This window comes from Saccharophagus sp. K07 (assembly GCF_014336955.1).
Lineage (GTDB): Bacteria > Pseudomonadota > Gammaproteobacteria > Pseudomonadales > Cellvibrionaceae > UBA5868.
Genome location: NZ_QRAI01000001.1, coordinates 442397 through 468663 on the forward strand (window position 1 = coordinate 442397; position 26267 = coordinate 468663).

Sequence of the window (26267 nt, forward strand, 5' to 3'; positions counted from 1 at the left end):
TAAAAAAGCCCCGTTTAACGGGGCTTTTAATTCCACAGTGGCGATTTATTTCAACCCCAATACATCCTGCATATCAAACAAGCCATTTTTCTGCTGCTGCAACCAAATAGCTGCGCGCACTGCGCCGCGGGCGAAGGACATGCGGCTGGAGGCTTTGTGGGTGATTTCTACGCGTTCGCCGTCGGCTAAAAACATGACGGTATGGTCGCCAACCACATCGCCGCCGCGCACTGTGGCAAAGCCGATGGTGTCGCGCGCGCGCGGGCCTATTTGGCCTTCGCGGCCGTAGACAGCAACTTGATTCAAATCGCGTCCGAGGGTATCGGCAATGACTTCACCCATGCGCAGGGCGGTGCCGGAGGGGGAATCCACTTTGTGGCGGTGGTGGGCTTCGACGATTTCGATATCCACATCATTACCCAGCACTTGCGCGGCGGTTTGCAGCAGTTTGAAACACAAATTTACGCCGGTGCTGAAGTTGGCTGCGATACACAAGGGAATGGTTTTTTGATATGCGACCAACGTTTGTTTTTCCTCAGCGGAAAAACCCGTGGTGCCGATCACCATGCCTTTGCCATGGGCTGCGCACAATTCTGCATTGGCCAAGGTGACTTTAGGGCTGGTGAAATCAATCAGCACATCAAATTGATCAATAACATCGGCGAGTTGGCCAACCAGAGGGACACCTTGTTTGCCTATGCCAGCGATTTCACCTGCGTCGGCGCCGACAAGTGAACTGTCGGGGCGACCGATAGTAGCGCCGAGAGTGGTTTGAGAATTCTGGACAGTTGCCTCGATCAAGGCTTTGCCCATGCGCCCAGTGGCTCCGATGATGGCAATGCGGGTAGTCATAATCAGTTATCCGGTAATCGGGTTTGAAAAATTATGTGTTCTGCGGTCGTCTGACGTTAGCGGTCAGTACTTGTTGCATGGCTTTTTGTACGGGGATATCGAGAAATTCGCAGCGCGATTTCGGCAGGTAAACCATATAGCCGCCGACTTGATAACTCATAGGGAAATACACGGTCATCAAATCATCGTCGCCGTTGAGACTGACTTCGTCGCAAGTGACAAAACCAATCAGGCGAATGCCATTGTCAAACGACACACTGACGACGCGGCTCATTTGATTCTGCTGTCCGCCAGCAAAAAAATACATCAAGTCCTTGGCGCTGCTGTACAGGGTTTTGACCAGGGGAATGCGCTCGACGATTTTTTCCAACCAGGTGAACAGGTGGCGAATCAAAAAGGCTTCCACCAATAAGCCGACGCAAAAAATCAAAACAGTGGCGGATACCACGCCCATGCCTGTGACGTACCAGCCTTCCGGCAGCAGCAGTTGCAGGGGGATTTTCAGCAGACTTTCCGCGGTGGCAAACAGCCAGTAGATCAGACCAAAGGTGATCACAAGCGGCAGAGTGAAAAGCAGTCCTTTGATGAAAATATTGGCGATGGTTTTCATGAGCTTACCTGGCGGGCAAAACGCTGTTCAGCATAGCGTAATGCAAACCGGCAGTCAGGTGACTGCCGGCAGAAGCGTGAGTAGAGTTACGAATTCGACGAAGCGTCTAGAGCTTCATATCACCGAAAAAGTTTTTCATTCCTTCAAACCAGCTCGATTGTTTGGGCGAGTGTTTGTCGCCGGCCATGGTGGCTTGCAACTCACGCAGCAGGTCTTTTTGTTTGTTGGTCAGGTTGACTGGCGTTTCCACTGTGACTCGGCAGAGCAAATCGCCGGGTGAGCCGCCGCGTACGGGGGTTACGCCTTTGCCGCGCAAGCGGAAGAGTTTGCCGGTTTGTGTGCCTTCCGGGACTTTCAGTTTGACACGCCCGTCGAGGGTGGGCACTTCCAGCTCGCCGCCGAGGCAGGCGTCAATCATGCTGATCGGCACCTCGCAGTAGAGATCTCGACCTTCGCGTTGGAAAAACTCGTGCTGTTTGACCGACACCTGAACATAGAGGTCACCGCTCGGGCCGCCGTCGGCACCCGCTTCACCTTCGCCAGACAGACGGATACGGTCACCGGTGTCCACTCCGGGTGGCACTTTGACGTTGAGGGTTTTGGTTTCTTCGACCCGACCGCGGCCGCGGCAATCACCGCAGGGGTCGGTAATGACCTTGCCTTTACCACGACAGGTAGGACAGGTTTGCTGAACCGAGAAGAAGCCCTGCTGCATGCGCACTTGGCCGTGGCCGCCGCAGGTGGTGCAGGTATTAGGTTTGGTGCCGGGTTTGGCGCCGGAGCCGTCACAGGTTTTACAGGAAACCAGGGTAGGTACACGAATTTTGACATTGGTACCGCGCACCGCTTCTTCCAGCGTCAGCTCCAGGGTATAGCGCAAATCGGAACCCCGGCTCGGGCCGCCGCGCGGGCCGCCGCCAAAAATATCGCCGAACACATCGCCGAAGATATCGCTGAAACTGCCGAAACCTGCACCGCCACCCATGCCGCCAGCGCCTTCCACGCCTGCATGTCCGAAGCGGTCATAAGCGGCGCGTTTGTTCTCGTCTGACAGAACCTCGTAGGCCTCGCTGGCTTCCTTGAACTTTTCTTCGGCCTCTTTATCGCCGGGGTTGCGATCCGGGTGGTATTTCATAGCGACCCGGCGGTAGGCCTTTTTCAGCTCCTGCTCGGACGCGGATTTCGATACCCCTAGAACCTCGTAATAATCTCGTTTCGACATGTGACGCAACTGTTTAGGTGACGGTTGATGTTGGAAGAGGGATTCCAAATTTTTCCCTCTCGCCCTGCGCTACAGCGGCTTAACGGCTTCCGGTTTCGCGCGGGATGTAATTCCACTTGATGCAAATTCTGTTTAACACAAAGCAGGGCGGTGCCCTGCTTTGTGTCGTACTTGCTTTTTAAAACGAAGTCGCGATGGAAGTTATTTGTGGTCTTCCTTCACTTCTTCGAATTCCGCGTCTACGACGCCGTCTTCCGCTTTGGCTCCGGCTTTAGCGCTGTCGCCACCGGCGGCTTGCGCACCTGCGGTCTGTTCAGCATAGAGCTTCTGCGCCAGGCTTTGTGAAGCGTCGGTCAATTTCTGGATAGCGGCATCGATCTTGTCTTTATCGTTGCCTTTCACTACTTCGTCGGCTTCGGTCAAAGCAGCCTGAATTTTGGATTTTTCATCCTCGGTCGCTTTGTCGCCAGCTTCTTGCAGTGTTTTGCGAGTTGCGTGGATCAAGCCTTCCAAAGTATTGCGAGACTTAACCAGTTCTTCAAACTTGCGGTCAGCTTCGGCGTTGGCTTCAGCGTCTTTCACCATTTTTTCGATTTCCGCGTCGCTCAAACCAGAAGACGCTTTGATCACGATGGATTGCTGTTTGCCAGTCGCTTTGTCCTTCGCCGATACGTTCAAGATACCGTTGGCGTCGATGTCAAAGGTAACTTCGATCTGCGGCACACCGCGTGGCGCGGGTGGGATATCGCTCAGGTCGAAGCGGCCCAAAGATTTGTTCTGAGAAGCCTGCTTGCGCTCGCCCTGGACCACGTGGATGGTAACGGCAGTCTGGTTGTCTTCCGCAGTAGAGAACACCTGCGACTTTTTGGTCGGGATAGTGGTGTTCTTCTCGATCAACGGAGTAGCCACCCCACCCATGGTTTCGATACCCAGAGTCAGCGGAGTGACGTCGAGCAACAACACGTCTTTGACGTCGCCGGACAATACCGCGCCCTGAATCGCCGCACCTGCGGCAACAGCTTCATCGGGGTTCACGTCTTTGCGCGGCTCTTTGCCGAAGAATTCGGCTACGTATTTTTGCACCAGTGGCATACGGGTCTGACCACCGACCAGAATCACGTCGTTGATCTTGTCGACGGTGAGGCCAGCGTCTTTCAGAGCGGTTTTTACCGGCTCCATGGAGCGCTTAACCAGATCTTCTACCAGAGACTCCAATTTGGCGCGGGTCAGTTTTACCACCAAGTGTTTTGGACCTGTTGCATCAGCAGTGATGTAAGGCAGGTTCACTTCGGTCTGCTGGCTGGAAGACAGCTCGATCTTGGCTTTTTCTGCCGCCTCTTTCAGACGCTGCAGTGCCAGCGGATCATTGTGCAGATCTATGCCGTTGGATTTTTTGAACTCAGATGCCAGATACTCGATCAGGCGCATGTCGAAGTCTTCACCACCCAGGAAGGTGTCACCGTTGGTGGAAAGAACCTCGAACTGGTGTTCGCCGTCCACGTCGGCAATTTCGATAATGGAAATATCGAAGGTACCACCACCCAGGTCGTACACCGCGATAGTGCGATCGCCTTTGGCTTTGTCCATGCCATAGGCCAGAGCGGCAGCGGTAGGCTCGTTGATGATACGTTTCACTTCCAGACCGGCAATGCGGCCGGCGTCTTTAGTGGCCTGACGCTGAGAATCGTTGAAGTAAGCCGGTACAGTAATAACCGCTTCTGTCACAGGCTCGCCGAGGTAGTCCTCAGCAGTCTTTTTCATTTTTTTCAGCACTTCGGCAGAAATTTGCGGCGGCGCTTTTTTATCGCCACGGGCTTCTACCCATGCGTCGCCGTTATCGGCTTGCACGATTTTGTAGGGCACCATGGAAATATCTTTTTGCACAACGTCGTCGCTGTACTTGCGGCCGATCAGACGTTTTACCGCGAACAGAGTATTTTTCGGGTTGGTTACCGCCTGACGTTTTGCACTCTGACCGACGAGAATTTCGCCATCGTCTGTAAACGCCACAATGGAAGGCGTAGTGCGGTCGCCCTCAGCGTTTTCGATAACTCTTGGTTTATCGCCTTCAAGTATGGCCACGCATGAGTTAGTGGTACCCAAGTCGATGCCGATAATTTTGCCCATGTGTAATCTCCTAGCGGCTTTCGCCTGTCACAACTGGTGTGGGGAACCAGGTTTAATCAAATTCGTAAAGGATCAGTTAACAGCTGCTTTGCTCAGCGTTTGCTTGTGAATATTGGCGCTGCTATTGCAAATTCAAGCGGTCGACCTGTGTTTTTTCTCAATTGGATTGAGGAGCCTTGGAAACCACCACCATTGCGGGGCGTACCAGACGGCCGTGCAGGGTGTAGCCTCGTTGAAACACGTTGAGCACCGTATTGGGCTCTACATCGCGGTTTTCCACCGCTGTCATGGCCTGGTGGAATTGCGGATCGAAGGGCTCACCTTCGGGATTGATTTGCTCCACCTGATGGCGCTTCAGTGTGTCCAGCAGACTCTTCAGCGTTAATTCCACACCTTCGACGACAGCAGCGAGGTCGACATTTTCACTCACATTGGTGGAAGCGAGCGCGCGCTCCAGGTTGTCGGCCACAGGCAACAAGTCGCTGACGAATTTTTCCAAACCGAATTTGTGGGCCTTTTCCACGTCTTGCTGGGCGCGGCGACGCACGTTTTGCATTTCCGCCTGCACGCGCAAACTCTGTTCTTTGGCCTGCGCCAGTTCGTTTTTCAGATTTTCGATTTGCTCTTGCAGCGACTCCACGGTGACCGGTGCGGAATCATCCGCAGCTGAGCTGATGTCTACCTGATCGTCTTGCAATTCATCCAAGGGATTCTGGTCTTGGCTCACGTCGTAATTCTCCTAAGGGGCGTTGAATGGCGTCTTAATGGGGGCGGGGCGGCGACATTCAAGAGCGGGCTTCTAAGTCGTAATTGAATCCCATACCTCCTGGTGTGGAGAAATGAACTACTGTATAAATAACCACCTTTTCCGATTGGGGACCTACGTGTGCTTACGCATCTGCAAGTCAGCGATTTCACTCTCGTCAGTCAATTGAGCTTGGATTTTGGCGCCGGCCTGACCGTGCTGACGGGCGAAACCGGAGCGGGTAAATCGATTCTTCTGGATGCGCTGGGGCTCGCCCTGGGCGATCGCGCCGAGGCGGATAAAGTGCGCGCCGGGGCGGAGCGGGCGGAGGTTACCGCCTGTTTCGATATCAGCCGTCTCACCCAGGTGCAGCAATGGCTGCGCGATGCCGACCTCGACGCCGATGACTGCATAGTGCGGCGCGTAGTGACCGGGGAAGGGCGCTCGCGCGCCTATATCAACGGCCAGTTGGTAACCCTGACACAGCTGCGCGAGCTGGGCGACCAGCTGCTGGATATTCACAGCCAGCACGAGCACCAATCCCTCCTGCAAACCGCTACCCATCGACGCCTGCTGGACGACTACGGTCGCCACCAGGATCTGGTCGAGCAAGTAAAAGCCGCCTTTGTTCGCTGGCAGGAACTGGAAACCGCCGCTGAACGTGTGCGCACCAACAGCTCCGAATTAAATGCCCGTCATCAATTGTTGAGTTACCAAGTAGAAGAGCTGGATCAGCTCGGTCTGGCGCCGGGCGAAGTGGAAAACCTGGAAGGCCGCCAGCGCCAGCTCGCACATGCCGCGCAGATTCAGCAGAGCTGTCAGGCCGTAGCGGATATGTGCAACGAAAGCGATGACTCCATGGCCGACCGGTTGCATCGCGCCTTGCACCTGCTCAACAACTTGCCCTTCAAATCACCGCGTCTCGCCGAAGTCGAATCCATGCTGCAGGGCGCTTTGATTCAGGTGCAGGAGGCGCATAGCGAATTGCACCGGGAGCTGGCGGGCTTCGAGGAGCAGGAGGACAACCTGTTCGAAATCGAGCAGCGCCTGTCCACCGTCTATGAAATCGCCCGCAAACACCGAGTGGCCCCGGAAGCCCTGGCGGAACTGCATGAACAGCTGGCATTGGAACTCAAGGGCTTACAAAGTGGCGATGAGCAGTTGGCGCAATTGGAAGAGGCCAGCGCAAAAGCCCTGGCGGACTATCGGGAGTTGGCGCAGCGTCTGAGCGGTGCGCGCACCAAAGCCGCCAAAGCCTTGAGCAAAGCGGTCGGCCAACAATTGGCCGCTTTGGCGATGGGCCATGCGGTCTTTGAGATTGCTCTGCGCGAGCAGAAAGAACCGGGGCGCTGGGGTGCCGAAACCGTGGAGTTTCTGATCAGCACCATTCCGGGCCAGCCAGCCAAACCGCTCGCCAAAATCGCCTCCGGCGGTGAGCTGTCGCGCATCAGTTTGGCCATCCAGGTGGTTGTGGCCAAAACCTCCATCATTCCCACCTTGGTTTTCGACGAAGTGGATGCAGGAATTGGCGGCACCACGGGCGACGTCGTCGGCCAGATGTTGCGCCAGCTCGGCGAATCGGCGCAGATCCTGTGTGTGACCCATCTGGCGCAAGTGGCCAGCAAGGCGCATCAGCATCTGAAAGTGGAAAAAACCGTATCGAAGAAAGGCGCGAGCACCGCGATATCCCGTTTGGAGGGTGAAGCGAAGGTAGTGGAAATTGCCCGGATGATGGGCGGCGGAGTCGAATCCCCGCAATCCCTGGCGCACGCCAGGGAAATGCTGGGGGTATAAAAATTATTTTTTGATGGTGTGGTGATTATTTTTTGATGGGCTTGCCGTACAGCACTAGGCTGTGGCCGGTCAATTCATAGCCGAGTTCAGCGGCTATCTCCAGTTGCAGCTGCTCGATCTTTTCGCTGTGGAATTCAATCACTTTCCCAGTTTCAGCACAGACCAGGTGGTCGTGGTGCTGGCCACTATCTAATTCAAACACCGAGTGGCCGCCGTCGAAGTTGTGGCGCTCCACCAGCCCGGCTTGTTCGAATTGGGTCAGCACCCGATAAACCGTTGCCAGTCCCACATCCTCGCCGGAGTCTAAAAGGGCTTTGTAGACATCTTCCGCGCTGAGGTGGCGTTCTTTGGAATTTTCCAGAAACTGGAGGATCTTTACGCGTGGCAGAGTGACTTTGAGTCCTGCTTTGCGCAGCTCCTGGTTTTCTGTCATGTTGGGTCTCCTCGTCAATCAAGGCAGTGTAAGAGGACAAATAGCCAGCGGGAGTAAATCCCAACCTTTTGTCGCGCTTGAACGATCGGGTATTATCCCCCCCCGCATTCCTTTCTGGAACCCTGATATGCAAAAAAAAACCTTTATTGTTCGTATTCTGTCGATTGTTGTTCTGGTGTTGAGCGCGGGATTAAGTGCTTGTTCTTACTTGAAATTTCCTGGCGTCTACCGTATCGCAGTGCAGCAGGGGAACATTATTGACCAGAAGAAAGTGGACCAGCTGAAAGTCGGCATGACGAAACGTCAGGTCCAGTTTGTTATGGGATCGCCATTATTGGTGGATACCTTCCACGAAGATCGCTGGGATTACATCTACGAAGTACGCAAAGCAGACGACATTCTGCGCAAACGCCGTTTTACGGTTTACTTCGAAGAAGACAAGTTGGTGCGTTATGAAGGTGACTACGAGCCTAACGTGGACGCTCCCACTGACGAGAGCTATATCGAAGATGCGAAGCAAACCGAAGGCTAAGTTAACCCTCGGTGTTCTTTAAGGGCGGTTGGCACCGCCCTTAGTTCATTCTTCTGCGGAAGCACTTTTAGCTGCGCGTTTACGGCGCGCTTCTTTCGGATCGGATGTCAACGGTCGGTAGATCTCCACCCTGTCCCCAGCCTGCAGCACATACTGTTTTGCCGGTGCCAAACCCTTGGTTCCCAAGGTCTGCCCGAAAATGCCCATAGGCGCATTCTCTAGATCAAGGTCGGGAAAGTGCTGGGTAATGTCCGACTTCACCGCTGCCTGATAGGCAGTCGTGCCGGGTTCCACCAGCAGGGAAATGATCTTTTGCTTGTGGGGTAGGGCGTATACCACTTCCACCGAAATGCTTTCTATATCGCTCATTTTTCGTATCGTTTCAGATCAATCAATTCTTTTTGCCGTACAGCGCCTGCGCGCGCCGGCATACAGCGCCCACCTGATCGTTCACCAGCTGAGACATCAGTTTGCCCGCCGCCAGACCTAACAGAAAGTTGGCAAACTCAAACTCCAGGCGGAATTCTATCTGACAGCTGCCGCTCGCCATTTCTTTAAATTGCCAAAGTCCCTTGAGCTTCTTAAACGGTCCTTCGACCAAGTCCATAGTGATGCTGGAAGGTGTGCGCAATGTATTGCGGGTGGTGAAACTCTGGCGTAGCCCGGCTTTTTCCAGATCCAGTCGCGCAGTGATGGAGTTGTCCCCCCGCTGCAGCACTTTGGCTCCAGCGCAGCCGTTCATATAGGAAGGATAAGCTTCGATATCGTTTACTAGGTCGAACATTTGCTGCGCTGTGTAAGGTACCAAGGCACTGCACTGAATAACTTTGCTCACACAAAATCCTTAAAAACTATCGATAAGGGTCAGCACCATCACCAGTCCGACCAGCACCGGAGAGATAAACTTCACTACAAAGTGCCAAGCGTCAAACAACGCATGCCCTTCTGCATTGAGTTCTCGTTCGACGATTTGTTTATTCATAAACCAGCCGACAAACACGGCGATAAACAACCCGCCTAACGGCAACATAAGTTGCGAAGTCATAAAGTCTAGAAAATCGAAGGGGGTTTTGAACAATAAAAACCAGGGTTTGAACTCCGCCAGTGCGTTGAATGACAACACGCAGGTAATGCCCAGCAGCCAGGAAATCCCGGTAAGCAGGAAGGTTGCAGGAGCGCGGCGGAATTTTTTGCTTTCCACCATCCAGGCGACTCCTGGCTCTATCAGAGATACCGAAGACGTCCAGGCTGCCAAAGTGATCAAGACAAAGAATATGGTGCCGAAAATATCGCCGAAAGGCATGGAGGAAAAGGCGATAGGAAGTGAGACAAACAATAAACCGGGGCCAGCGCTCGGCTGTAATGGCGGATTGGCAAACACCAGAGGGAAAATCGCCAGGCCTGCAGTAAGGGCTACGACTGTATCCAAAATCCCCACTGTAATGATCGTTTTGCCGATGGAGGCATTGGCCGGCATATAGGCGCCATAGGCCATAATGGCTCCCATGCCGAGGCTCAGGGTAAAAAAGGCATGCCCCAGGGCTTTGAGCACCGAATCCCAAGTAAGGCGCTTCACTTCAAAATCAAACAAAAAGTGAAATCCACTGGCAAAATCCCCATGGAACATGCCGTAAATCACCAGAATGATCAGTGAAGCAAACAACAGCGGCATCATAAGTTTGGCCGCCGAGCCCAGGCCGCGTTCGACGCCGAGAGCCACCACAGTAGCGGTCATCAAGGCAAACACGCTATGCCAGAGAAATAATTGTTTGGGATCGGCCAGAAGTGCGGAAAATTGCTCGCCGATAGCAGCTGCTTCCATCCCCGTGAGACTGCCGGTTCCAGTGGTCCAGACATACCTCAGTGCCCAGCCTGCCACCACGCTGTAAAAGGCCATGATCATCAAGCCAGCGACCACGCCCATCCAGCCAATGCCAATCCATCCGCGGGGCAGACCAGCTTCTTTGGTGACATACCTCATGGAGTTGATCGGGCTCATACGGCCGCGCCTGCCGATCAACACCTCCGCCATCATGACAGGAATACCGATAAGAGCTATGCAAATGAGATAGACGAGTACGAAAGCACCGCCGCCGTTTTCACCTGTCATATAAGGGAATTTCCAGATATTCCCTAAACCTACTGCGGAGCCGGTGGCTGCCAGGATAAATATCCAGCGGCTGGCCCATTCACCGTGAATCCCTCGTTGATCCATTGGTAGCCTCTTATGAGTTTTATGTATCGCATGGCTTAAGCGAAATGCAGCGCATTGTACCCCCTTAAGTTGTATAGACCAAAACCAGCTCCTTTTTAGATCCCGGCCTTTAGGTGCTTCTGGCGGAAATCCCTGCACTCGTTATAATGCGCGGCCTATGTCGAACAAAAACCAGAATCAATCCAAGGGCGGCACCATCGCTCTTAACAAACGCGCCAAATTCGATTTCTTCATTGAAGAGCGGATTGAGGCCGGCATTGCCTTGACCGGATGGGAAGTCAAGAGCTTGCGCGCGGGCAAAGGACAGCTCACCGACAGCTATGTGATCTTTAAGGATGGAGAAGCCTGGTTGTTAGGCTCGCAGATTCAACCGCTCGCCACTGCGTCCACCCATTTCGTTACAGATCCCACACGCACGCGCAAATTGCTGCTGAAACAGCGGGAGTTATACCGCCTGCGTGAAGCCGTCGAGCAAAAAGGCTACACAGTTGTGGCAACAGCGCTCTACTGGAAAAACCATTTGGTGAAATGCGAAATCGCACTCGCCAAAGGTAAAAAGCTGCACGACAAGCGCGATACCGAAAAAGAACGCGATTGGAATCGCGAAAAACAACGCGTGATGAGCCATCCGGCGCCCTAAGCGCTCAATTCTCCTTAAATATCTGCAGAAAGCCTTCCAAGTTAATCCAACTTTTTGGATATGGCTTAAAAGGCTTTTGCTCCTCACTTCACCAGCTGGATATTGTCGAAATACAAGGTAATGTCGCGTTCCGGGGTAATCGAATACCACAGCACCCGGTTGATGTAATGGGCTTTCAATTTCTCACTGTCGCCGAGGTTCAACGCAAACCTATTCAAGCCCGGTTTAACATCAAAGGTCTGGTAGCGCAGAAAATTGTTGCGGGTCTCGACGCTGTAAAGGTTCACGGCTATGCGAATGGTTTTTTCCAGTGGTGAATAAACCTCGAATGCCATCTGACTGAAACCAGTCCAGCGAGGACTGGGGTTGTACAACACAAAACCCGACCAGCGCGTATCCTTCGGCATCAAAACTTCCGCCGTGAGGGTATTGTTGCCCTCCCAGTCAGCGGGGGCGGGTACAAATTTAATGCGTCCATATTCGGCGCGGCCAATGGATTTGCGCATCTCTGCATTATCAAAGTCCATCAGCAGCGGAAATGCCTTATCGCGCACCCAATGACGATGTGCGGCGGTCACAATTGGGGTAAATGCAATGGCAAAAGCCAGGAAGGAAACGCCGATTGCCAGGCTTCTCAGCAAAGGCGCCCTGCGCGGCAGCTGCCAGCCGAAATACAACCCGCTCGCAGCCAAAATGCCCCAGATATCCCTGCCCAAGTCCTTCAAGCTGCGACTGCGGTGAAAGTAGGGCTGAATCAGCTCAATCACCCCTCCCAGGAAGACGCACACCAGTGCCGTGCCTAGCATGATGTAGCCGAGCGGCCACTCCGGCCTGCGCTTGTGGACGATCAGCATCAATGCCAATTGCGCGAAAAAAAATAGAACCGTATGGCTTGTCTCGTGAACTTCCTGCATCACCTGGTTGCCATAGGGGTTGGGAATGCGGAAAAGGATCGGAAGTAGGAGAATGCCACCCAGGACTAGCACAATCGCGAGTCGAGAGCGGGTGAACTTCATAACTGCAACCTCAAGACTTGAAGAATTAGGCGAAACCCCAATATTACCCAAGTCACGACAAAAAGATGGAATACCTTTATACTGTTCGACCGATTTAACCCTTTTGGGGGCGATTAGGATTCGACGCCGGTGACAAGGTCCAAGGTGCATGTGGTGATGACAGCGAATCACCTTAATCCAAAGCTGTAACTGAATAGTCGCAAACGACGATTCATACGCTCTAGCCGCTTAATCCCGGCTAGCGGTCGATGCCAAGGTGCCAGTACCGCGGTATTGACTGTCATATAGAACTGGATCGCCTGCCCGCTCGGTTTGTGGTTGTCAGGCTAAACCTAAGCAAACTCGCTCTGAGCGTCCTGCCCGCCGGGCTGCCCAGAGTCAAATCAATAGACGGAACCTAAACATGTAGAGCCGCGGATTGCGTGCTGGCGGACGCGGGTTCAAATCCCGCCGCCTCCACCAACACCACAAAGCCTCGCAATCCGCGAGGCTTTTTTTTGCGCGGGATTTGGTGGACGACTGCAGGGGTGCAGGAGGTAGACAAAGCAGGAGCAATTTGTCGAGGCGGCGGGATTTCGAATCAACAGCGCAGGGTTCACAAAACGTCAGGAACGTTTTGGACCGCCGAGAGGCGCCCGCAGGGGCGAGACCAGGGATGGTCTCGCGTCCAATCCCGCCGCCTCCACCAAACCCCACAAAGCCCCGCTAATCGCGGTGTCATTTTCACTAAAAGATGTCCGCAATAGGACATCTTTTGGTGAAAATGATTCCTTGATCCCTTTAAAATCAAAGGGTTAAGGGGATGGGGGCAAATACCAATGCTTTGACTTAAGTAAAGAGACGCCGAATCAAATGGTGTTTCAATTGCCTCGTTTCACTAATTCACGTCATGGCAGCTAGCATCTATATAAGCCATTTGTGAAATGAATGACTCCGCTTCCTGTTTATTAACCCGTTAAGGTTAACGCCCATGACTACCTCTTCAACTTCCAAGCAAAAATTCTTAATTGCCGCCGTCGCCGGGGTTGCTGTGGTGCTGGCCTGGTGGGGGTGGACGCGGTTGATGGATGGAGGGCCGGGGGAGGGGTTTGTTGGTGGGAATGGGCGGATTGAGGCGACGGAGATTGATATTGCCACAAAGTTTGCCGGGCGCATTGAAGAGATTTTGGTCAGTGAAGGCGAGTTTGTTGCAGCCGGTCAGTTGCTGGCCAAGATGCAGCTGGAAACGCTTATAGCTCAGCGGGATGAGGCTATTGCCATGCAGCAGCAGGCGGAGCATTCGGTGGCAGCGGCGCAAGCGCAGGTGACGTTGCGGGAGGCGGATATGACGGCGGTGCTGGCGTTGGTGCGTCAGCGCGAGTCGGGGCTGGATGCTGCGCAGCGGCGGCTGAAACGTTCTCAGGCTTTGGCGAAGGAGGGCAATACCTCGATTCAGCAATTGGATGATGACCAGGCGCGGGTGCGCGGTGCAGAGGCGGCGCTGGCGGCGGCCAAAGCCCAGGTGGCTTCTGCCCAGGCAGCAGTGGAAGTCGCCAAGGCGCAGGTCATCGGTGCGCAGTCCAGTGTGGAGGCGGCTGCGGCGACTATCAAACGTATCGAGGTGGACATCCGCGACAGCGAATTGCGCGCCCCGCGCGACGGCCGGGTTCAGGTGCGCGTGGCTCAGCCGGGTGAGGTGATAGGCGCGGGTGGTCGGGTGTTGAATATGATTGACCTGTCCGACGTATATATGACTTTCTTCCTGCCCGAAACGGTCGCTGGCCGTGTCGCCATTGGTGCTGAGGCGCGCATAGTGCTGGATGCCGCTCCCGAATTTGTGATTCCCGCCACCATTTCCTTTGTCGCCAGCACTGCGCAATTCACCCCTAAAACAGTGGAAACCGCCAGCGAGCGGCAAAAACTGATGTTCCGCGTGCGCGCGCAGATTCCGCAGGAGTTACTGCGCAAGCACTTGGCCCAGGTTAAAACCGGCCTGCCCGGCGTGGCCTGGATCAAGCTCAACCCGCAAGCCGAGTGGCCGCAGAACTTGTCCGTGCGAGTGCCGGAGTAAGGCAGATGAGCCAGCTTGAGACGGTTGCCCGGATCCGTCAGGTCAGTCTGCGCTATGGCGAGGTCAAGGCGTTGGATGGTATAGATCTGGAGATACCTTCCGAGCGTATGGTCGGTCTGATCGGTCCGGACGGCGTCGGTAAATCCAGCCTGCTCGCGTTGCTTGCCGGGGTGCGCATCATTCAAGAGGGCACGGTCGAAGTGTTGGGCGGCGATATGGCCAGCAAGGCGCATCGCCAGCAGGTGTGCCCGCGTATTGCCTATATGCCGCAAGGGTTGGGCAGAAATCTCTACCCGACGCTTTCTGTTGAAGAAAATCTGCAGTTTTTCGGGCGCCTGTTTGGCCATGATGCCGCAGCGCGCCGCCAGCGCATTGACGAACTCACTCAAGCCACTGGGCTGTTCAAATTCCTGTCACGCCCGGCGGGCAAGCTCTCCGGCGGTATGAAGCAGAAGCTGGGGCTGTGCTGCGCGCTGATTCACGACCCGGATTTTTTGATTCTCGATGAACCCACCACTGGCGTGGACCCGCTGGCGCGCGCGCAATTCTGGGATTTGATCGACCGTATCCGCACTGCGCGTCCCGGCATGAGCGTGATTGTCGCCACCGCCTATATGGATGAGGCTCAACGCTTCGACTGGCTGGCGGCCATAGATGCCGGCAAGGTGCTCGCCACCGGTACGCCGCAGGAAATACTGGAGCGCACCGGCAGTGCCAATCTGGAGGAGGCATTTATCCGCCTGCTGCCGGAGGAGAAAAAACGCGGACATAAGGCGGTGGTGATCCCGCCCTTGGCGGAGGGCGGCGAGGACGATATCGCCATTCAGGCCGAAGGATTGACCATGCGTTTTGGCGACTTTGTCGCCGTCGACAATGTGTCTTTCCGCATCCGCCGCGGGGAAATTTTTGGCTTCCTCGGCTCCAACGGCTGCGGCAAATCCACCACCATGAAAATGCTCACTGGCCTGTTGCCGGCGAGCGAAGGGCGGGCGTGGTTGTTCGGCAAGGAAGTGAACCCGCACGACCTGGATACCCGCCGCCGCGTCGGCTATATGTCGCAAAGCTTCTCCCTCTACAGCGAAATCACGGTTCGCCAGAACCTGGTGCTGCACGCCAAGCTGTTCAACGTTCCTGCCGAAGAGATTCCCAGTCGCGTGGAGGAAATGGTGCAGCGCTTCGGCCTGGCGGAGGTGCTGGACAGTTTGCCGACCAGTTTGCCGCTGGGAATGCGCCAGCGCCTGTCCCTGGCGGTTGCCATGGTGCACAAGCCGGAGCTGCTGATTCTGGACGAGCCCACTTCCGGCGTTGATCCGGTGGCGCGCGATGCCTTCTGGCAACTGCTGATTGAGTTGTCGCGGCGCGATCGGGTGACGGTGTTTATATCCACCCATTTTATGAATGAGGCCGAACGCTGCGACCGTATGTCGATGATGCACGCGGGCAGGGTGCTGGACAGCGACGCGCCCGCACGGTTGGTGGAGAAGCGCGGCGCCAAAACCCTGGAAGAGGCTTTTATCGGCTACCTGATAGAGGCGGAGGGCGGCGCGGCTGCCACTTCTCCCAAGGTTGCTGCTCCGGAGGCACCGCCAGTTGCGGCTGCTGGGCACGGCAGAGTAACGGGTTCCGGCGGTTTCAGCCTGCAGCGTATGCTGAGTTACCTGTGGCGCGAGTCATTGGAACTGGTGCGCGACCCGGTGCGCGCGACACTGGCGCTGTTGGGTTCCCTGGTGCTGATGTTCGTGATTGGCTTCGGCATCACCATGGATGTGGAGGATTTGCGTTATGCGGTGCTCGATCGCGATCAGACTACCCTCAGCCAGAGCTATACGTTGAATCTCGCCGGCTCGCGTTACTTCGATGAGCATGCGCCCATAGTTGACTATGCCGACCTCGACCGACGCATGCGCAGCGGCGAGCTGTCTCTTGCCATCGAAATTCCCGAGGGCTTTAACCGCGATGTGTTGCACGGTGAGACTGTGCAGATCGCCGCCTGGATAGACGGCGCCATGCCGCAGCGCGCGGAAACGGTGCAGGGCTACGTCCAGGGCATGCATGTGCAGTGGTTGCTTGCCCAGGCGGCTGAACGCAACGGCGTCAGCGCCAGCGGTTATGCCACCGTCGAGACGCGCTTTCGCTACAACCCCGATGTGAAAAGCCTGCCTGCCATGGTGCCGGCGGTAATTCCTCTGTTGCTGCTGGTGCTGCCGGCCATGCTGACCGCACTGGCGGTGGTGCGCGAGAAAGAAACCGGGTCCATCACCAATCTGTATGTAACACCAGTGACGCGCCTGGAATTCCTACTGGGCAAGCAGTTGCCCTATGTGACTTTGGCGATGGTGAATTTTCTGCTGATGAGCCTGCTTGCGGTCACCGCTTTTGGTGTGCCGATTAAGGGCAGTTTCTTCGCTTTAACGCTCGCCGCGTTTATTTATGGCTTCTCTTCGACCGGCATGGGGCTGCTCGCGTCGGCGGTGACGCGCAGTCAGGTTGCCGCCATGTTATTTGCCGTGATTGGCACGGTCATTCCGGTCACCCAGTTTGCCGGGCTGATCGATCCTGTGTCCTCGCTCGAGGGCGCCAGCCGGTTCGTCGGGGAGATCTATCCCGCCACCCATATGATCTCCATCTGTCGCGGGGTCTTCAGCAAAGCGCTCGGCCTTGCCGATCTGACGCAGCCACTGTGGGCCATGCTGCTGTCGGTGCCGGTCATCATTGGCGCGGCAGTTTTACTACTCAAGAAACAGGAGCGCTAAAGATGCGCAGTCGCAACCTCGCCAATATCTACGAGTTGGGGGTGAAGGAGCTGTGGAGCCTATGGCGCGATCCTATGATGCTGGCGTTGATCCTCTACGTGTTCACCGCGTCGGTCTATATGGCGGCCACCTCCATACCGGCGGCGCTGCACAACGCGCCCATCGCCATAGTCGATGAGGACAATTCGGCCTTGTCTCAGCGGATAGCCGCCGCCTTCTACCCGCCGCAGTTCACGGCGCCAGCCTTGATCGACTATGCCGATATGGATCGCGGTATGGATGCGGGGCGTTACACCTTCGTGCTGGTGATTCCTCCCAACTTCCAGCGCGATGTATTGGCGGGGCGAGCGCCTGCCGTGCAGCTTAATGTCGACGCCACGCGTATGAGTCAGGCGTTTACCGGCAGCAGTTACGTGCAACAGATTTTCACTGGCGAAGTGAACGAGTTCGTCCAGCGTTATCGCGGCACTGATTCACTCCCGGTGGAGCTGGTGTTGCGCGCGCGCTTCAATCCGTCGCTGGACGACGCTTGGTTCGGTTCGGTGATTCAGATCATCAACTACATCACGCTCCTGTCCATCATCCTGACCGGCGCAGCACTGATCCGCGAGCGCGAGCACGGCACCATCGAGCATTTGCTGGTGATGCCGGTGACACCGGTGCAAATCATGCTCTCCAAAGTCTGGTCCATGGCTCTGGTGGTGCTGATCGCCTCTTTTCTGTCTCTCAGCATTATGGTGCGCGGCATCCTCGGCGTACCTATTGAGGGGTCCGTTGCCCTGTTCTTTACCGGCGCGGCGCTCAGCCTGTTCGCCACTACGTCCATGGGCATTTTCATCGCCACTCTTGCGCGTAACATGCCGCAGTTCGGCATGTTGATGATGCTCACCATACTGCCATTGCAGCTGCTGTCCGGCGGCACCACGCCGCGCGAGAGCATGCCGGAAATTGTGCAGGACATAATGCTGTTCGCACCCACCACCCACTTTGTTGAACTGGGTCAGGCCATCCTCTATCGCGGCGCTGGCCTGGAGACGGTGTGGAAGCAATTTCTGGCGCTCGCGCTGATCGGCGCGGTGCTGTTTTCCCTGTCGCTGGCGCGTTTTCGCAAAACCATTGGGCAGATGGCTTGAGTTAGGTAAGCGGCAGATATTTATGGCAAGTATTTGGCTCCGGGTGGCACAGAAGCCAACCTTGATCTACAACTAATCCAACTTTCCCTCAGCAAACACGCTGGCCTTCAACCGCTCGGATGCTCGATTTCATCTGCATTAATCACTAGTCCCTATGTCTGAAGAAAATCTTTCTCAAGAACAAGCCGCCATCAAAAATCATCTGAATTTTCTCAGCATAGGCGCGGGTGCTATTGCGGCGCTGATAATTGGCGGCTTGGTGTGGCTTTCTTATAGCGATGAATATCCGTTTTGGGTTTATATCTTTACGGCATTGGCTGGCGTCGGGTCTTTTATGGGGGCAAAATTTGTGGTGATGGCCTGGTTATCAGCAGATGCCCAGTGCAAACAGTGTGGTGAGACATTCGCCGTGAGTTTGGCAGACACCGAAGAAACTTTTCTTTCCGCCACCCCGCGCAAACGCGAACAAGAAACCGGCCGCTCCATCTCCGGCCCTAATGAAGGCAAACGTTTAATTACAGTGACGACCTGGACCGAAGAGCGTTATGAAGTGGTAAAAACGTTTAGCTGCTGTTGTTGTGGGCACAGCTATCAGGAAAGGTCTTTTAAAACTGTGGAAGCAAATAAAAATTCGGATCAGATTTATCGCCATTAGGTAAATTCAGCGCGACCATATTTTGATAATTAGTGAGGGCAATCAATGGCTGTAGGAAGATGGGCCATCTTATATATTGTGATTAGTATTGGGGTTATGTCCGGCAATTTGGCAAGCAATTACATAACTGCTTGGGTTGCTGCATATCAACTCGAAAAAGCCGTGAAGGCGATGGAAGAAAGGTTGAAGGCCGACAAAATTAAAGACTTAGAAGCCCTACTGAAACGAAATGCGTTGGCTTTAGAGAATACTAAGGAGTCCGCGGAAAATGCGGAGATACAGCGTCAACGTAATAGAACCTGTAATTTCTGGATTCAGGAATACAATCGTACAAGGAGTGAACTGGATAAAAGCCACCGAGATGTGGCGTGTCGGGATGCAGGTAGACCATTTAGTAAATAGTTTTCCACGCTTTTCTAAATTTCTGTTCTTTTTCGTCTTTTCTGGACCAATCCAAAATTAGCTGATCCAGAGTTGCGAATAAAAAAGGCGATTCATTTGAATCGCCTTTTTTGTATCTAACTTTTATTTATTTCTTTTTCTGCAAATACCCATGCATATCCAACCAACGCACAAAGCTGCTGAACCAGCCGGTGCTGGTGGTGGTTTTGTTGTACATGCCGAAGCCGTGGCCGCCTTGTTCAAACAAGTGGAATTCCACCGGGCGTTTGGCGGCGCGCCAGCTGTCGATCAGGTCGTAGCCGGAGTTGGCAAAAAATGGGTCATCTGCGGCCAGGGCGACGAAGAGAGGTGGCGCGTCGGCGGGGACTTCCACTTTGGACAAGGGGCCGTAGATATTGGCGATAAATGCGGGATTGGCGTCTTGGCCGTACAGGGCGGTGGACATGGTGAGCATGGCGCCGGCGGAGAAGCCGACCATACCGATGCGGTCTGGGTCGATCCGCCATTCTTTGGCGCGCTCGCGCACCAGGGCAAAAGCTGCGCGGGCATCAGCTATTTGTACAGCAAATTCTTCCGCCGGGTTTTGATCTGAGAGCGGGCGAGCAGCGCGTGGGGCGCCGGAGAACATGGCAGCCATGGCTTTTTGGAATTTGTCCATGTCGGCAGGCGTTTGCACCAGGCGATATTTCAGAACGAAGGCTGCAACACCTTTATCCGCCAGTGCTTTGGCAACATCCCATCCTTCATTGCTCATGGACAAAGTACGGAAACCACCACCGGGCGCAACGATCACAGCAGCGCCAGTCGCTTTGCGTTTTTTGGGCAGAAAGGGCGTTAAGGTTGCTTCGGTCACGTTGCGAGCGAAGGAGCTGCCGTATTGGCTGTGCCAGGACTCCTGGGCGGTTGCGTTCGGCAGCGGACCGGTTCCCAATGTAATGGCGTTGGGCTGTTTGGGAATGGCAATCGGGGTCATGGTGTCATCCAGCGCAAAGGCTGGAATGGTCAGCTGACAACCGAGAACGGTGAGGGCGATGGCGAATAAACGGGTAAAGCGTTTGCGGGAGGGTGCGATCATTCTTATAGTCTCCTAAACCCTGGTTTGGATGGTATACCGCGTGTTTTCGTGTAAAACGAAGGCCGAATAATAACGGAAATTTGCAGAATTTATATGATAAATAGTGGGCGGTTATAAGATGTGGGCGAGGAGAGATAAGAAAAGGCCGGCATTTGCCGGCCTACGCAATTCAAGGTTCACTATCTATTCAATTTAGCTGCCGCTATCGGTTGAGCCGACACGGATTTGCGAGGGCAGCTCGTGATCCGGTTTAGGTGTGGTCGGGCTGCTGGGTGGCAGGATGGGGAGAGTCACTTTGGGCTGATCCCCAGTCAAACTATGCAGAAACGCCGTAATGGCTTCTACTTCGTTTGCTTTTAATTCACGTCCCAATTGCGCATCACCCATAATTGCTACAGCTTCTTTTAAATCCCAAACCTCGCCGCTGTGGAAATAGGGCGGGGTGAGGGCAATATTGCGCAAAGGTGCTGCGCGGAATACGTATTCATCGCTCGCTGTGTTAGTGACCGCAAAACGACCTTTGTCATCCGCAGGCAGAATATCCGCACCCGGTTTTTTCACCACGCCGAATGGGAAATACGCCTGGCCGCCGACATTCACGCCGTTGTGGCATGCGGCGCAGCCCGTATTAATAAATAAATCGAGTCCTTCTTTTTGCTGTTTGGTTAGCGCATTGTTATCGCCTTTCAGAAAACGGTCGAATGGTGCATTAGGTGTAATCAATGTGGTTTCAAATGCAGCGAGTGCGCGCGCAGCGTTGGCGATGGTGACGGGATTTTTGCCGCCAAAGGCTTTTTGAAATTCCGCTACATATTCGGGAATGCTTTTTAAGGTGGCTTCAATACGGTCCGGTGTATTGTTCATTTCCACCGGTGCTTGCAACGGACCTAAAGCCTGTTCTTTGAGGTCGGCTGCACGACCATCCCAAAATTGCGCAACATTAAAGACAGCATTGAGCGCCGTTGGATTATTGCGCGGACCTTTTTGCCAGCCGTGACCGATCGAAACCTGCACGTTGTCACTGCCGCCAATACTTAAATTGTGGCAAGTGTTGCAGCTGATGAGATGGCTGCGCGATAAACGCGGGTCAAACCAGAGTTTATGCCCCAGTTCGATTTGCGCGGATACGACTTTTTCACCTGCCACTTCCGTTACTTTGATTGGAATCGGTTTAAAAATGGCGTTAGCGCGATCCCTTAAAGCCTGATCCGCACTCGCGGCACTTGCCATTACCAGCGTTCCGCCGATGAGCAAGGAGAGCAATTGATTTTTCTTCATGGGAGGGTCCTCATTATTGACCTTAGCGTTAGAAGTGCACTTGATAAGACGAGTTCCGGAAAATCGGTTTTATTACCCTCTCAGGGGCGGTTGGGCATGTGTTTAACGGGTTACTTAAATGAATGTGCAGGCAGGCGAAACAGGCGTACAACATAAAGCGCCACTCAATTGATTCGAGACCTAATGGAATAGAGCGGCGCCGTTAGCACGGCACCGGTAAGTCTTGTAGCGATGATATTGCAGGGAGGGAGTTTAGGATTTGATTGACATCAAGAGTTCGAGTGAATGCATGCGTTCGTCTGGGTCGTACAGATCGATGGTAAACATGAACTCGTTAACTTTTAGTTCGTCGGCCAAGTTTTCCAAATGAGCTTTGATTTGAGTAGGAGTACCTACGCCTGCCAGTGCGAGAAAGTCGCTGACACCCGCTTTTTCCTGCGGTGTCCAGAGTTCATCCATATTTTTAACCGGCGGGCGCAACCACAAGGGTTGATTGCGGAAAAGGGCAAGGATGCGCTGCAGACTGGTGGTAAAAATAAATTTGGCTCTTTCTTCCGTTTCGGAAATCACTACCGGCACGCCCAACATTACGTAGGGTTCGGACAATGTTTCGGACGGGCGAAATTGCGTGCGATAGATATAAATCGCTTCGCGCACTAAGCGAGGAGCAAAATGCCCCGCAAATGCATATGGTAGACCGCGCTGGGCAGCGAGTTGAGCGCTGAATAAACTCGATCCCAATAACCAGATCGGCACTTGTGTGCCTGCGCCGGGCACGGCTTTTAAACGTTGATTGGGGGTGGCGGGCGCTAACAATTGTTGCAGCAGGCTGACTTCAGTAGGAAAGTCATCCGCGGCGCGATCGTCTCGTCGCAATGCGCGTGCCGTGACAGGATCAGTGCCCGGAGCGCGGCCGAGTCCTAAATCAATCCGCTCTGGATAAAGGCTCGCTAGGGTGCCAAATTGTTCTGCGATCACTAAAGGTGGATGGTTGGGCAGCATAATGCCGCCCGACCCCACCCGAATATTGCGTGTGGCGCTGGCGATGTAGCCGATCAAAACTGCGGTGGCGGAGCTGGCGATCCCTTCCATATTGTGGTGCTCCGCCAACCAAAATCGTTTAAATCCCAATTCATCTGCTTTTTGAGCGTAGCGCAACGAATGTTTAAAGGTTTCGCATGCGTCTTCGCCTTCGCGAATGGAAGCGAGTTCAAGCAGTGAAAATGAAATGGTGTCGAGCATATTGTATTAACCATACTGCGGTAATGAGACTTGGATTGTACTGGATCTTATTGGTGCCAGTGATTTTGATGAATCTTTTGTTGCGAGTCGGTTGCAGAGAGAAAAATACAAAATTTCATTGCGGCAATTTTTATCCGAGAAAAAATGAAAATTCATTTCTCTCAATGTTTGATGGTTTTTAACTCTTTTTCTCAAATCGTAGAAATATTGATTTTAACCACATGTTGATAGCGGCTTCTTTTTTGCAAACGTGTTAACAAAAAATATCCGTGTAATAAATTGAGAGTAAGCAATCGCAAACTGCGTCTCATTTTTTAATGAAGGTAGACTCATACAATTTTGGGGGTTATTCCCCCAAATACAACATGGTCACCTACTATGAAAAAATCGAATTCAGACGATCAGGTCAGCTCTTCACGGGAGGAGCGGCGCAAACTGGTTAAAGCAATTGGATCGGCAGTGGTTGCGGTGCCTGTGATGAGTCTGCTGGGGTGTGGCGGCGGCACAGGTGATTCCAGTTCGAGCAGTTCAAGTAGCAGTAGTTCGAGTTCAAGCAGCAGCTCCAGTTCCAGCAGCAGTAGTTCAAGTTCGAGCAGTAGCAGTGGAACTCCCGTTGAGGGATGGGCATCGGGCGGAACTGCTTCTATGTGGACGGCATTTCCACCACCCAGTCCCTTCACTCCCGGCAGCGCCACTACCTGTACCCCCACAGGCGATTTGATGCTAGGCCCCTGTTATTTTTCCGTCGATCATTTCCGCGAAGATATTTCCGATGGTGAAAAAGGTGTGCCGGTGATTTTTGCCTTTCAGGTTCTTAACCGAAATTGCCAGCCTTTATCCGGCATCATTGTTGATATTTGGCACACCAACTGTGAAGGTTTTTATTCAGCTGATAACAGTGGAGCTGCCAAGAGTTCCCCTGATTGGAATGGTCCTTTCTGCGCGAATAACAATCAGCGTGCTATGCAGTCGCGTTGGCATCGCGGTGCGCAAATTACCAATGCTCAGGGCGAGGTGTATTTCAAATCCTGCTTCCCTGGCTGGTATGCGGGGCGTTCGAATCATCTTCATGCGCTATTTGTGGAAAACGGCCAGGAGCTGTTGGCGACGCAGTTCGCCTTTACGGATGAGCTCAATAACGAAATCCATGTCAATCACCCCGAATATATCGGGCGCCCTCAAGATACCCCGCTCGCCAGAGACAGTGTTTTTAGCGGCGGTTTCGGCGGTGGTTTTGGAGGCTTTGGTGGTTTTGGTGGAGGCGGCGGTGGCGGTGGATCCGGCGCTAATTGGGTGATGGACACCAAGCGCAATGAAGACGGATCCATGCTCGCCTACCGGTCGATCATTCTCGATATCTGATTAATTTTCATTGCGGTAAGCGCGATCTTTCCGGGCGGCATCTCGCCGTCCGTCTCCCCACTATTTCACAGCGGAAATTTCCGTTCGGAGGTTTTCATGAAACCTTATGCGATTGACGCCTTAGCCCGACTTGGGCGGATCCTTGGCAGCCTTGTTTTGGCGATGTTTCTATCTGCCTGTGGCAGCGAGGATGAGCCACTTGATGGTTCCTCTTCCAGCAGCAGTTCAAGTTCTTCCAGCAGTTCTTCATCGAGTTCGTCTAGTTCTTCTTCCAGTTCTTCCTCAAGTTCATCTTCGTCCAGCTCCGGCGATGTGCATACCCACGATCACTGCGAGGTTGGTTTCCATCCGCATTCAACGGATGGAACGCTGCCAGATCGCTGGGCGGAGTACACGGAAAACGGCCAAACGGATGCGACCCTGCGTCCCGAGATCATCGCCTGGATGGATTCTCAGGCATGGCAAGAAGCCCATTTCATCTGGCATCAGGCACGCCGTTGTACCTCTGGCGGTGGTGGCGGATTCGGCGGTTTTGGCGGCTTCGGTGGAGGCGGCGGTGGTGGCGGTACTGTAGATCCCTGTCAGTTCCCGGATAAGCGCCCAGCGGAAAACGAATGTGCGGGTCCGCAGGACGGCTATGAATTCCTGGTCATGCACCGCCATATGATCCACACCCTTCAACAGTTGTGGCCGAGCCTGAAAGATCAATTTGCCGGCTGGGATAAATTCCCGTCGCAAAACGATTATCCGGATGTGGTGCAGCAGTACTTCCGCCCCTGGGCGAGTGGCGTCGCGCAGGATGCAGCCCTGGCCGACGGTATCGATCAAATGACCCGGGAAGATGTCTTGTCCCGTTGGCCAACCGAAGGTCATTTTGGGCAGTGGATTCAATGCGGCACTCTGCAAGGCGGTTTGGGGTTAAACGGTCTGCACGGTGCTCTGCATTTCAATGCCTTCCCACCCAACAACCAAGCGCACAGCGTTGCCAATCAGCGGCGCAATCTCGACGCCTACACCTTTTGGAAACTGCACGGTTGGATAGACATGGTGTGGGAAAAATATCGCACCAAGGTCGGCTTAACCGCTGATGATCCCAAGCTGGCTGCGGAACTGGTCAAGCAATGTAAAGAGCATCATTTCTGGGCGCAGCAGATCGATCCCAGTTTGGTACAGCCCGAACCAGGTCCCGGCGGGGATGAAGAAGCCGGATATTTCCACGAGCTGGTGCGGCCGGCATTGGAGCAGGGTGGTTGTACAGGCTGTCACGGACCCGGTGAGTCAGCAGGATTGCGTCTTGGCTACAACATCTCCTCCGCTGAAATCGTGCAGCGCTTAGTCAATGTCAATTCCGCTCATGCGCAAGGCTACAAGCTGGTTGTTCCGGGTGATCCGGATAACAGCTGGTTGTATTTGAAGGCGTCGGGAGGCAGCCAAAACACCAACGCCGTGTGCAATCAAGCTGCCTTGTCGACCTGCAAACAACCTATGCCCGGCATGAGCCAACAGGGGCTGGATGCTTTGCGGCAGTGGATTTTGGATGGCGCACCTGCGCCGACCAAACAATAAAAGTTTAAGCGCGAGTCAGGGCCGAGTTGGCAATCGACCGGCCCTTTTTTTGAGCCATAAAAATAGGTAAATGCAGATGAAACGCTTTTTTTGGCTTATTGCAGCGTTATTGTCAGTGTCGGTTTGGGCTGGTGATACCACGTCTCCAAGTGCGAAAGCAGCGGATGCACAACCTGGACAAATAATCTCCAATGACAAAATTCCCAGCGGAATCTTTGTGGCGGGTCAATTGAATCCAGGTTTTCACGGGCGCGGCGTATCACTGGAAGCCAAGGTTCTGGAAATCCGCGATGCACCGGATAAGACCCATTTGCTCAAGCTGGAATTGACGGGAAAAGAGCCTTCTCGCTTTTGGGCCACCACCTTTGTGCCGCTGGCCAAGGATGAAGTCAAAATTGGCGGCGTCTTGATGTTTAAGGGATATATCGCCAGCACCGACTCATTGGATTCAGGAGGCAGGTTGCGACTTATGACGGAGGGAAGTTTGGCCGTGCTACAGGCGCGAACTATAGAAACGCCAAAGTAATATCGAAAGCTATAAATAAAAACGGGGCCAATTGGCCCC

General features: G+C 54.1%; 24 protein-coding genes and 1 other RNA gene. 12 read left to right on the top strand and 13 right to left on the bottom strand.

Annotated features, from left to right (window positions below; genetic code table 11):
• Positions 1-45 precede the first annotated feature (45 nt).
• From dapB to grpE, 5 genes are all read right to left on the bottom strand, one after another.
• Positions 46-852 (bottom strand): 4-hydroxy-tetrahydrodipicolinate reductase, encoded by an 807-nt coding sequence (gene dapB, locus DWB84_RS01830; RefSeq protein ID WP_187408053.1) that lies wholly within the window; start codon positions 850-852, stop codon positions 46-48.
• Positions 853-883: 31 nt separating this feature from the next.
• The gene (locus DWB84_RS01835) at positions 884-1462 is read right to left on the bottom strand and encodes a DUF502 domain-containing protein (protein ID WP_187408054.1); all 579 of its coding nucleotides are present in this window, start codon (positions 1460-1462) and stop codon (positions 884-886) included.
• A gap of 106 nt (positions 1463-1568) precedes the next feature.
• Positions 1569-2684, bottom strand: a complete 1116-nt coding sequence (gene dnaJ / locus DWB84_RS01840) for a molecular chaperone DnaJ (protein ID WP_187408055.1) — start codon at positions 2682-2684, stop codon at positions 1569-1571.
• A 201-nt stretch (positions 2685-2885) separates the two neighbouring features.
• Entirely contained in the window at positions 2886-4811 is a 1926-nt protein-coding gene (gene dnaK, locus DWB84_RS01845; RefSeq protein ID WP_187408056.1) for a molecular chaperone DnaK, read from the bottom strand.
• Positions 4812-4968: 157 nt separating this feature from the next.
• Complete coding sequence (grpE, locus tag DWB84_RS01850; protein WP_187408057.1) at positions 4969-5538, bottom strand: nucleotide exchange factor GrpE; 570 nt, start codon at positions 5536-5538, stop codon at positions 4969-4971.
• Positions 5539-5697: 159 nt separating this feature from the next.
• Here grpE and recN point away from each other — a divergent pair, with 159 nt between their 5' ends.
• On the top strand, positions 5698-7350 hold the full coding sequence (recN, locus tag DWB84_RS01855; RefSeq protein ID WP_187408058.1) for a DNA repair protein RecN: 1653 nt from the start codon (positions 5698-5700) through the stop codon (positions 7348-7350).
• A 25-nt stretch (positions 7351-7375) separates the two neighbouring features.
• Here recN and fur read toward each other — a convergent pair whose 3' ends face one another.
• Positions 7376-7783 carry a ferric iron uptake transcriptional regulator gene (gene fur, locus DWB84_RS01860; protein WP_187408059.1) on the bottom strand — a complete coding sequence of 136 codons (408 nt, stop codon included), beginning with the start codon at positions 7781-7783 and terminating at the stop codon, positions 7376-7378.
• Positions 7784-7910: 127 nt separating this feature from the next.
• Between fur and DWB84_RS01865 the strand changes: the two genes are divergently transcribed.
• The gene (locus DWB84_RS01865; RefSeq protein ID WP_187408060.1) at positions 7911-8315 is read left to right on the top strand and encodes an outer membrane protein assembly factor BamE; all 405 of its coding nucleotides are present in this window, start codon (positions 7911-7913) and stop codon (positions 8313-8315) included.
• Positions 8316-8360: 45 nt separating this feature from the next.
• Here the strand turns inward: DWB84_RS01865 and DWB84_RS01870 are convergent, their stop codons facing one another.
• From DWB84_RS01870 to DWB84_RS01880, 3 genes are read right to left on the bottom strand one after another with little or no spacing between them, the layout of a single operon-like run.
• Complete coding sequence (locus tag DWB84_RS01870; protein ID WP_187408061.1) at positions 8361-8684, bottom strand: RnfH family protein; 324 nt, start codon at positions 8682-8684, stop codon at positions 8361-8363.
• A gap of 22 nt (positions 8685-8706) precedes the next feature.
• The gene (locus tag DWB84_RS01875; protein ID WP_187408062.1) at positions 8707-9150 is read right to left on the bottom strand and encodes a type II toxin-antitoxin system RatA family toxin; all 444 of its coding nucleotides are present in this window, start codon (positions 9148-9150) and stop codon (positions 8707-8709) included.
• A gap of 9 nt (positions 9151-9159) precedes the next feature.
• A complete protein-coding gene (locus DWB84_RS01880) occupies positions 9160-10530 on the bottom strand; it encodes a sodium-dependent transporter (protein ID WP_187408063.1) in 1371 nt (456 codons plus the stop codon).
• A gap of 157 nt (positions 10531-10687) precedes the next feature.
• On the opposite strand from DWB84_RS01880, the gene smpB reads away from it, so the two are divergent.
• Complete coding sequence (smpB, locus tag DWB84_RS01885) at positions 10688-11170, top strand: SsrA-binding protein SmpB (RefSeq protein WP_187408064.1); 483 nt, start codon at positions 10688-10690, stop codon at positions 11168-11170.
• An 83-nt stretch (positions 11171-11253) separates the two neighbouring features.
• On the opposite strand, the gene DWB84_RS01890 is transcribed toward smpB, so the two are convergent.
• Positions 11254-12186, bottom strand: a complete 933-nt coding sequence (locus tag DWB84_RS01890; RefSeq protein ID WP_187408065.1) for a hypothetical protein — start codon at positions 12184-12186, stop codon at positions 11254-11256.
• Between the two features lie 105 nt (positions 12187-12291).
• Between DWB84_RS01890 and ssrA the strand changes: the two genes are divergently transcribed.
• From ssrA to DWB84_RS01920, 6 genes are all read left to right on the top strand, one after another.
• Positions 12292-12648, top strand: a transfer-messenger RNA (tmRNA) gene (gene ssrA, locus DWB84_RS01895).
• Positions 12649-13156: 508 nt separating this feature from the next.
• Positions 13157-14236 (top strand): HlyD family secretion protein, encoded by a 1080-nt coding sequence (locus DWB84_RS01900; protein WP_187408066.1) that lies wholly within the window; start codon positions 13157-13159, stop codon positions 14234-14236.
• A 5-nt stretch (positions 14237-14241) separates the two neighbouring features.
• Positions 14242-16989 (top strand): ribosome-associated ATPase/putative transporter RbbA, encoded by a 2748-nt coding sequence (gene rbbA, locus DWB84_RS01905; protein ID WP_187408067.1) that lies wholly within the window; start codon positions 14242-14244, stop codon positions 16987-16989.
• Positions 16990-16991: 2 nt separating this feature from the next.
• Positions 16992-18122: an ABC transporter permease gene (locus DWB84_RS01910; protein WP_187408068.1), complete on the top strand. Its 1131-nt coding sequence runs from the start codon at positions 16992-16994 to the stop codon at positions 18120-18122.
• Positions 18123-18276: 154 nt separating this feature from the next.
• Positions 18277-18777 carry a hypothetical protein gene (locus DWB84_RS01915; RefSeq protein ID WP_187408069.1) on the top strand — a complete coding sequence of 167 codons (501 nt, stop codon included), beginning with the start codon at positions 18277-18279 and terminating at the stop codon, positions 18775-18777.
• Between the two features lie 45 nt (positions 18778-18822).
• The gene (locus DWB84_RS01920) at positions 18823-19179 is read left to right on the top strand and encodes a hypothetical protein (RefSeq protein ID WP_187408070.1); all 357 of its coding nucleotides are present in this window, start codon (positions 18823-18825) and stop codon (positions 19177-19179) included.
• A 127-nt stretch (positions 19180-19306) separates the two neighbouring features.
• Here DWB84_RS01920 and DWB84_RS01925 read toward each other — a convergent pair whose 3' ends face one another.
• The 3 genes from DWB84_RS01925 to DWB84_RS01935 all read right to left on the bottom strand — a co-directional run bounded on the left by DWB84_RS01925 (position 19307) and on the right by DWB84_RS01935 (position 22774).
• Positions 19307-20254 (bottom strand): alpha/beta hydrolase, encoded by a 948-nt coding sequence (locus DWB84_RS01925; RefSeq protein WP_187408071.1) that lies wholly within the window; start codon positions 20252-20254, stop codon positions 19307-19309.
• A 192-nt stretch (positions 20255-20446) separates the two neighbouring features.
• Positions 20447-21532: a cytochrome-c peroxidase gene (locus tag DWB84_RS01930; protein WP_187408072.1), complete on the bottom strand. Its 1086-nt coding sequence runs from the start codon at positions 21530-21532 to the stop codon at positions 20447-20449.
• A 252-nt stretch (positions 21533-21784) separates the two neighbouring features.
• Positions 21785-22774, bottom strand: a complete 990-nt coding sequence (locus DWB84_RS01935; RefSeq protein WP_187408073.1) for an LLM class flavin-dependent oxidoreductase — start codon at positions 22772-22774, stop codon at positions 21785-21787.
• Between the two features lie 378 nt (positions 22775-23152).
• On the opposite strand from DWB84_RS01935, the gene DWB84_RS01940 reads away from it, so the two are divergent.
• The 3 genes from DWB84_RS01940 to DWB84_RS01950 all read left to right on the top strand — a co-directional run bounded on the left by DWB84_RS01940 (position 23153) and on the right by DWB84_RS01950 (position 26228).
• A complete protein-coding gene (locus tag DWB84_RS01940; protein WP_187408074.1) occupies positions 23153-24136 on the top strand; it encodes a hypothetical protein in 984 nt (327 codons plus the stop codon).
• A gap of 96 nt (positions 24137-24232) precedes the next feature.
• Positions 24233-25702, top strand: coding sequence for a hypothetical protein (locus DWB84_RS01945; protein WP_187408075.1), 1470 nt, complete (start codon positions 24233-24235; stop codon positions 25700-25702).
• Positions 25703-25778: 76 nt separating this feature from the next.
• Positions 25779-26228: a hypothetical protein gene (locus DWB84_RS01950; protein ID WP_187408076.1), complete on the top strand. Its 450-nt coding sequence runs from the start codon at positions 25779-25781 to the stop codon at positions 26226-26228.
• Positions 26229-26267: the final 39 nt, after the last annotated feature.

What these genes read in the sequence shown, in the direction of transcription:
- dapB (WP_187408053.1), bottom strand. Translation starts at nt 852, where the DNA reads ATGACTACCCGCATTGCCATCATCGGAGCCACTGGGCGCATGGGCAAA.
- DWB84_RS01835 (WP_187408054.1), bottom strand. Translation starts at nt 1,462, where the DNA reads ATGAAAACCATCGCCAATATTTTCATCAAAGGACTGCTTTTCACTCTG.
- dnaJ (WP_187408055.1), bottom strand. Translation starts at nt 2,684, where the DNA reads ATGTCGAAACGAGATTATTACGAGGTTCTAGGGGTATCGAAATCCGCG.
- dnaK (WP_187408056.1), bottom strand. Translation starts at nt 4,811, where the DNA reads ATGGGCAAAATTATCGGCATCGACTTGGGTACCACTAACTCATGCGTG.
- fur (WP_187408059.1), bottom strand. Translation starts at nt 7,783, where the DNA reads ATGACAGAAAACCAGGAGCTGCGCAAAGCAGGACTCAAAGTCACTCTG.
- DWB84_RS01865 (WP_187408060.1), top strand. Translation starts at nt 7,911, where the DNA reads ATGCAAAAAAAAACCTTTATTGTTCGTATTCTGTCGATTGTTGTTCTG.
- DWB84_RS01870 (WP_187408061.1), bottom strand. Translation starts at nt 8,684, where the DNA reads ATGAGCGATATAGAAAGCATTTCGGTGGAAGTGGTATACGCCCTACCC.
- DWB84_RS01880 (WP_187408063.1), bottom strand. Translation starts at nt 10,530, where the DNA reads ATGGATCAACGAGGGATTCACGGTGAATGGGCCAGCCGCTGGATATTT.
- smpB (WP_187408064.1), top strand. Translation starts at nt 10,688, where the DNA reads ATGTCGAACAAAAACCAGAATCAATCCAAGGGCGGCACCATCGCTCTT.
- DWB84_RS01890 (WP_187408065.1), bottom strand. Translation starts at nt 12,186, where the DNA reads ATGAAGTTCACCCGCTCTCGACTCGCGATTGTGCTAGTCCTGGGTGGC.
- DWB84_RS01900 (WP_187408066.1), top strand. Translation starts at nt 13,157, where the DNA reads ATGACTACCTCTTCAACTTCCAAGCAAAAATTCTTAATTGCCGCCGTC.
- rbbA (WP_187408067.1), top strand. Translation starts at nt 14,242, where the DNA reads ATGAGCCAGCTTGAGACGGTTGCCCGGATCCGTCAGGTCAGTCTGCGC.
- DWB84_RS01910 (WP_187408068.1), top strand. Translation starts at nt 16,992, where the DNA reads ATGCGCAGTCGCAACCTCGCCAATATCTACGAGTTGGGGGTGAAGGAG.
- DWB84_RS01915 (WP_187408069.1), top strand. Translation starts at nt 18,277, where the DNA reads ATGTCTGAAGAAAATCTTTCTCAAGAACAAGCCGCCATCAAAAATCAT.
- DWB84_RS01920 (WP_187408070.1), top strand. Translation starts at nt 18,823, where the DNA reads ATGGCTGTAGGAAGATGGGCCATCTTATATATTGTGATTAGTATTGGG.
- DWB84_RS01925 (WP_187408071.1), bottom strand. Translation starts at nt 20,254, where the DNA reads ATGATCGCACCCTCCCGCAAACGCTTTACCCGTTTATTCGCCATCGCC.
- DWB84_RS01930 (WP_187408072.1), bottom strand. Translation starts at nt 21,532, where the DNA reads ATGAAGAAAAATCAATTGCTCTCCTTGCTCATCGGCGGAACGCTGGTA.
- DWB84_RS01935 (WP_187408073.1), bottom strand. Translation starts at nt 22,774, where the DNA reads ATGCTCGACACCATTTCATTTTCACTGCTTGAACTCGCTTCCATTCGC.
- DWB84_RS01940 (WP_187408074.1), top strand. Translation starts at nt 23,153, where the DNA reads ATGAAAAAATCGAATTCAGACGATCAGGTCAGCTCTTCACGGGAGGAG.
- DWB84_RS01945 (WP_187408075.1), top strand. Translation starts at nt 24,233, where the DNA reads ATGAAACCTTATGCGATTGACGCCTTAGCCCGACTTGGGCGGATCCTT.
- DWB84_RS01950 (WP_187408076.1), top strand. Translation starts at nt 25,779, where the DNA reads ATGAAACGCTTTTTTTGGCTTATTGCAGCGTTATTGTCAGTGTCGGTT.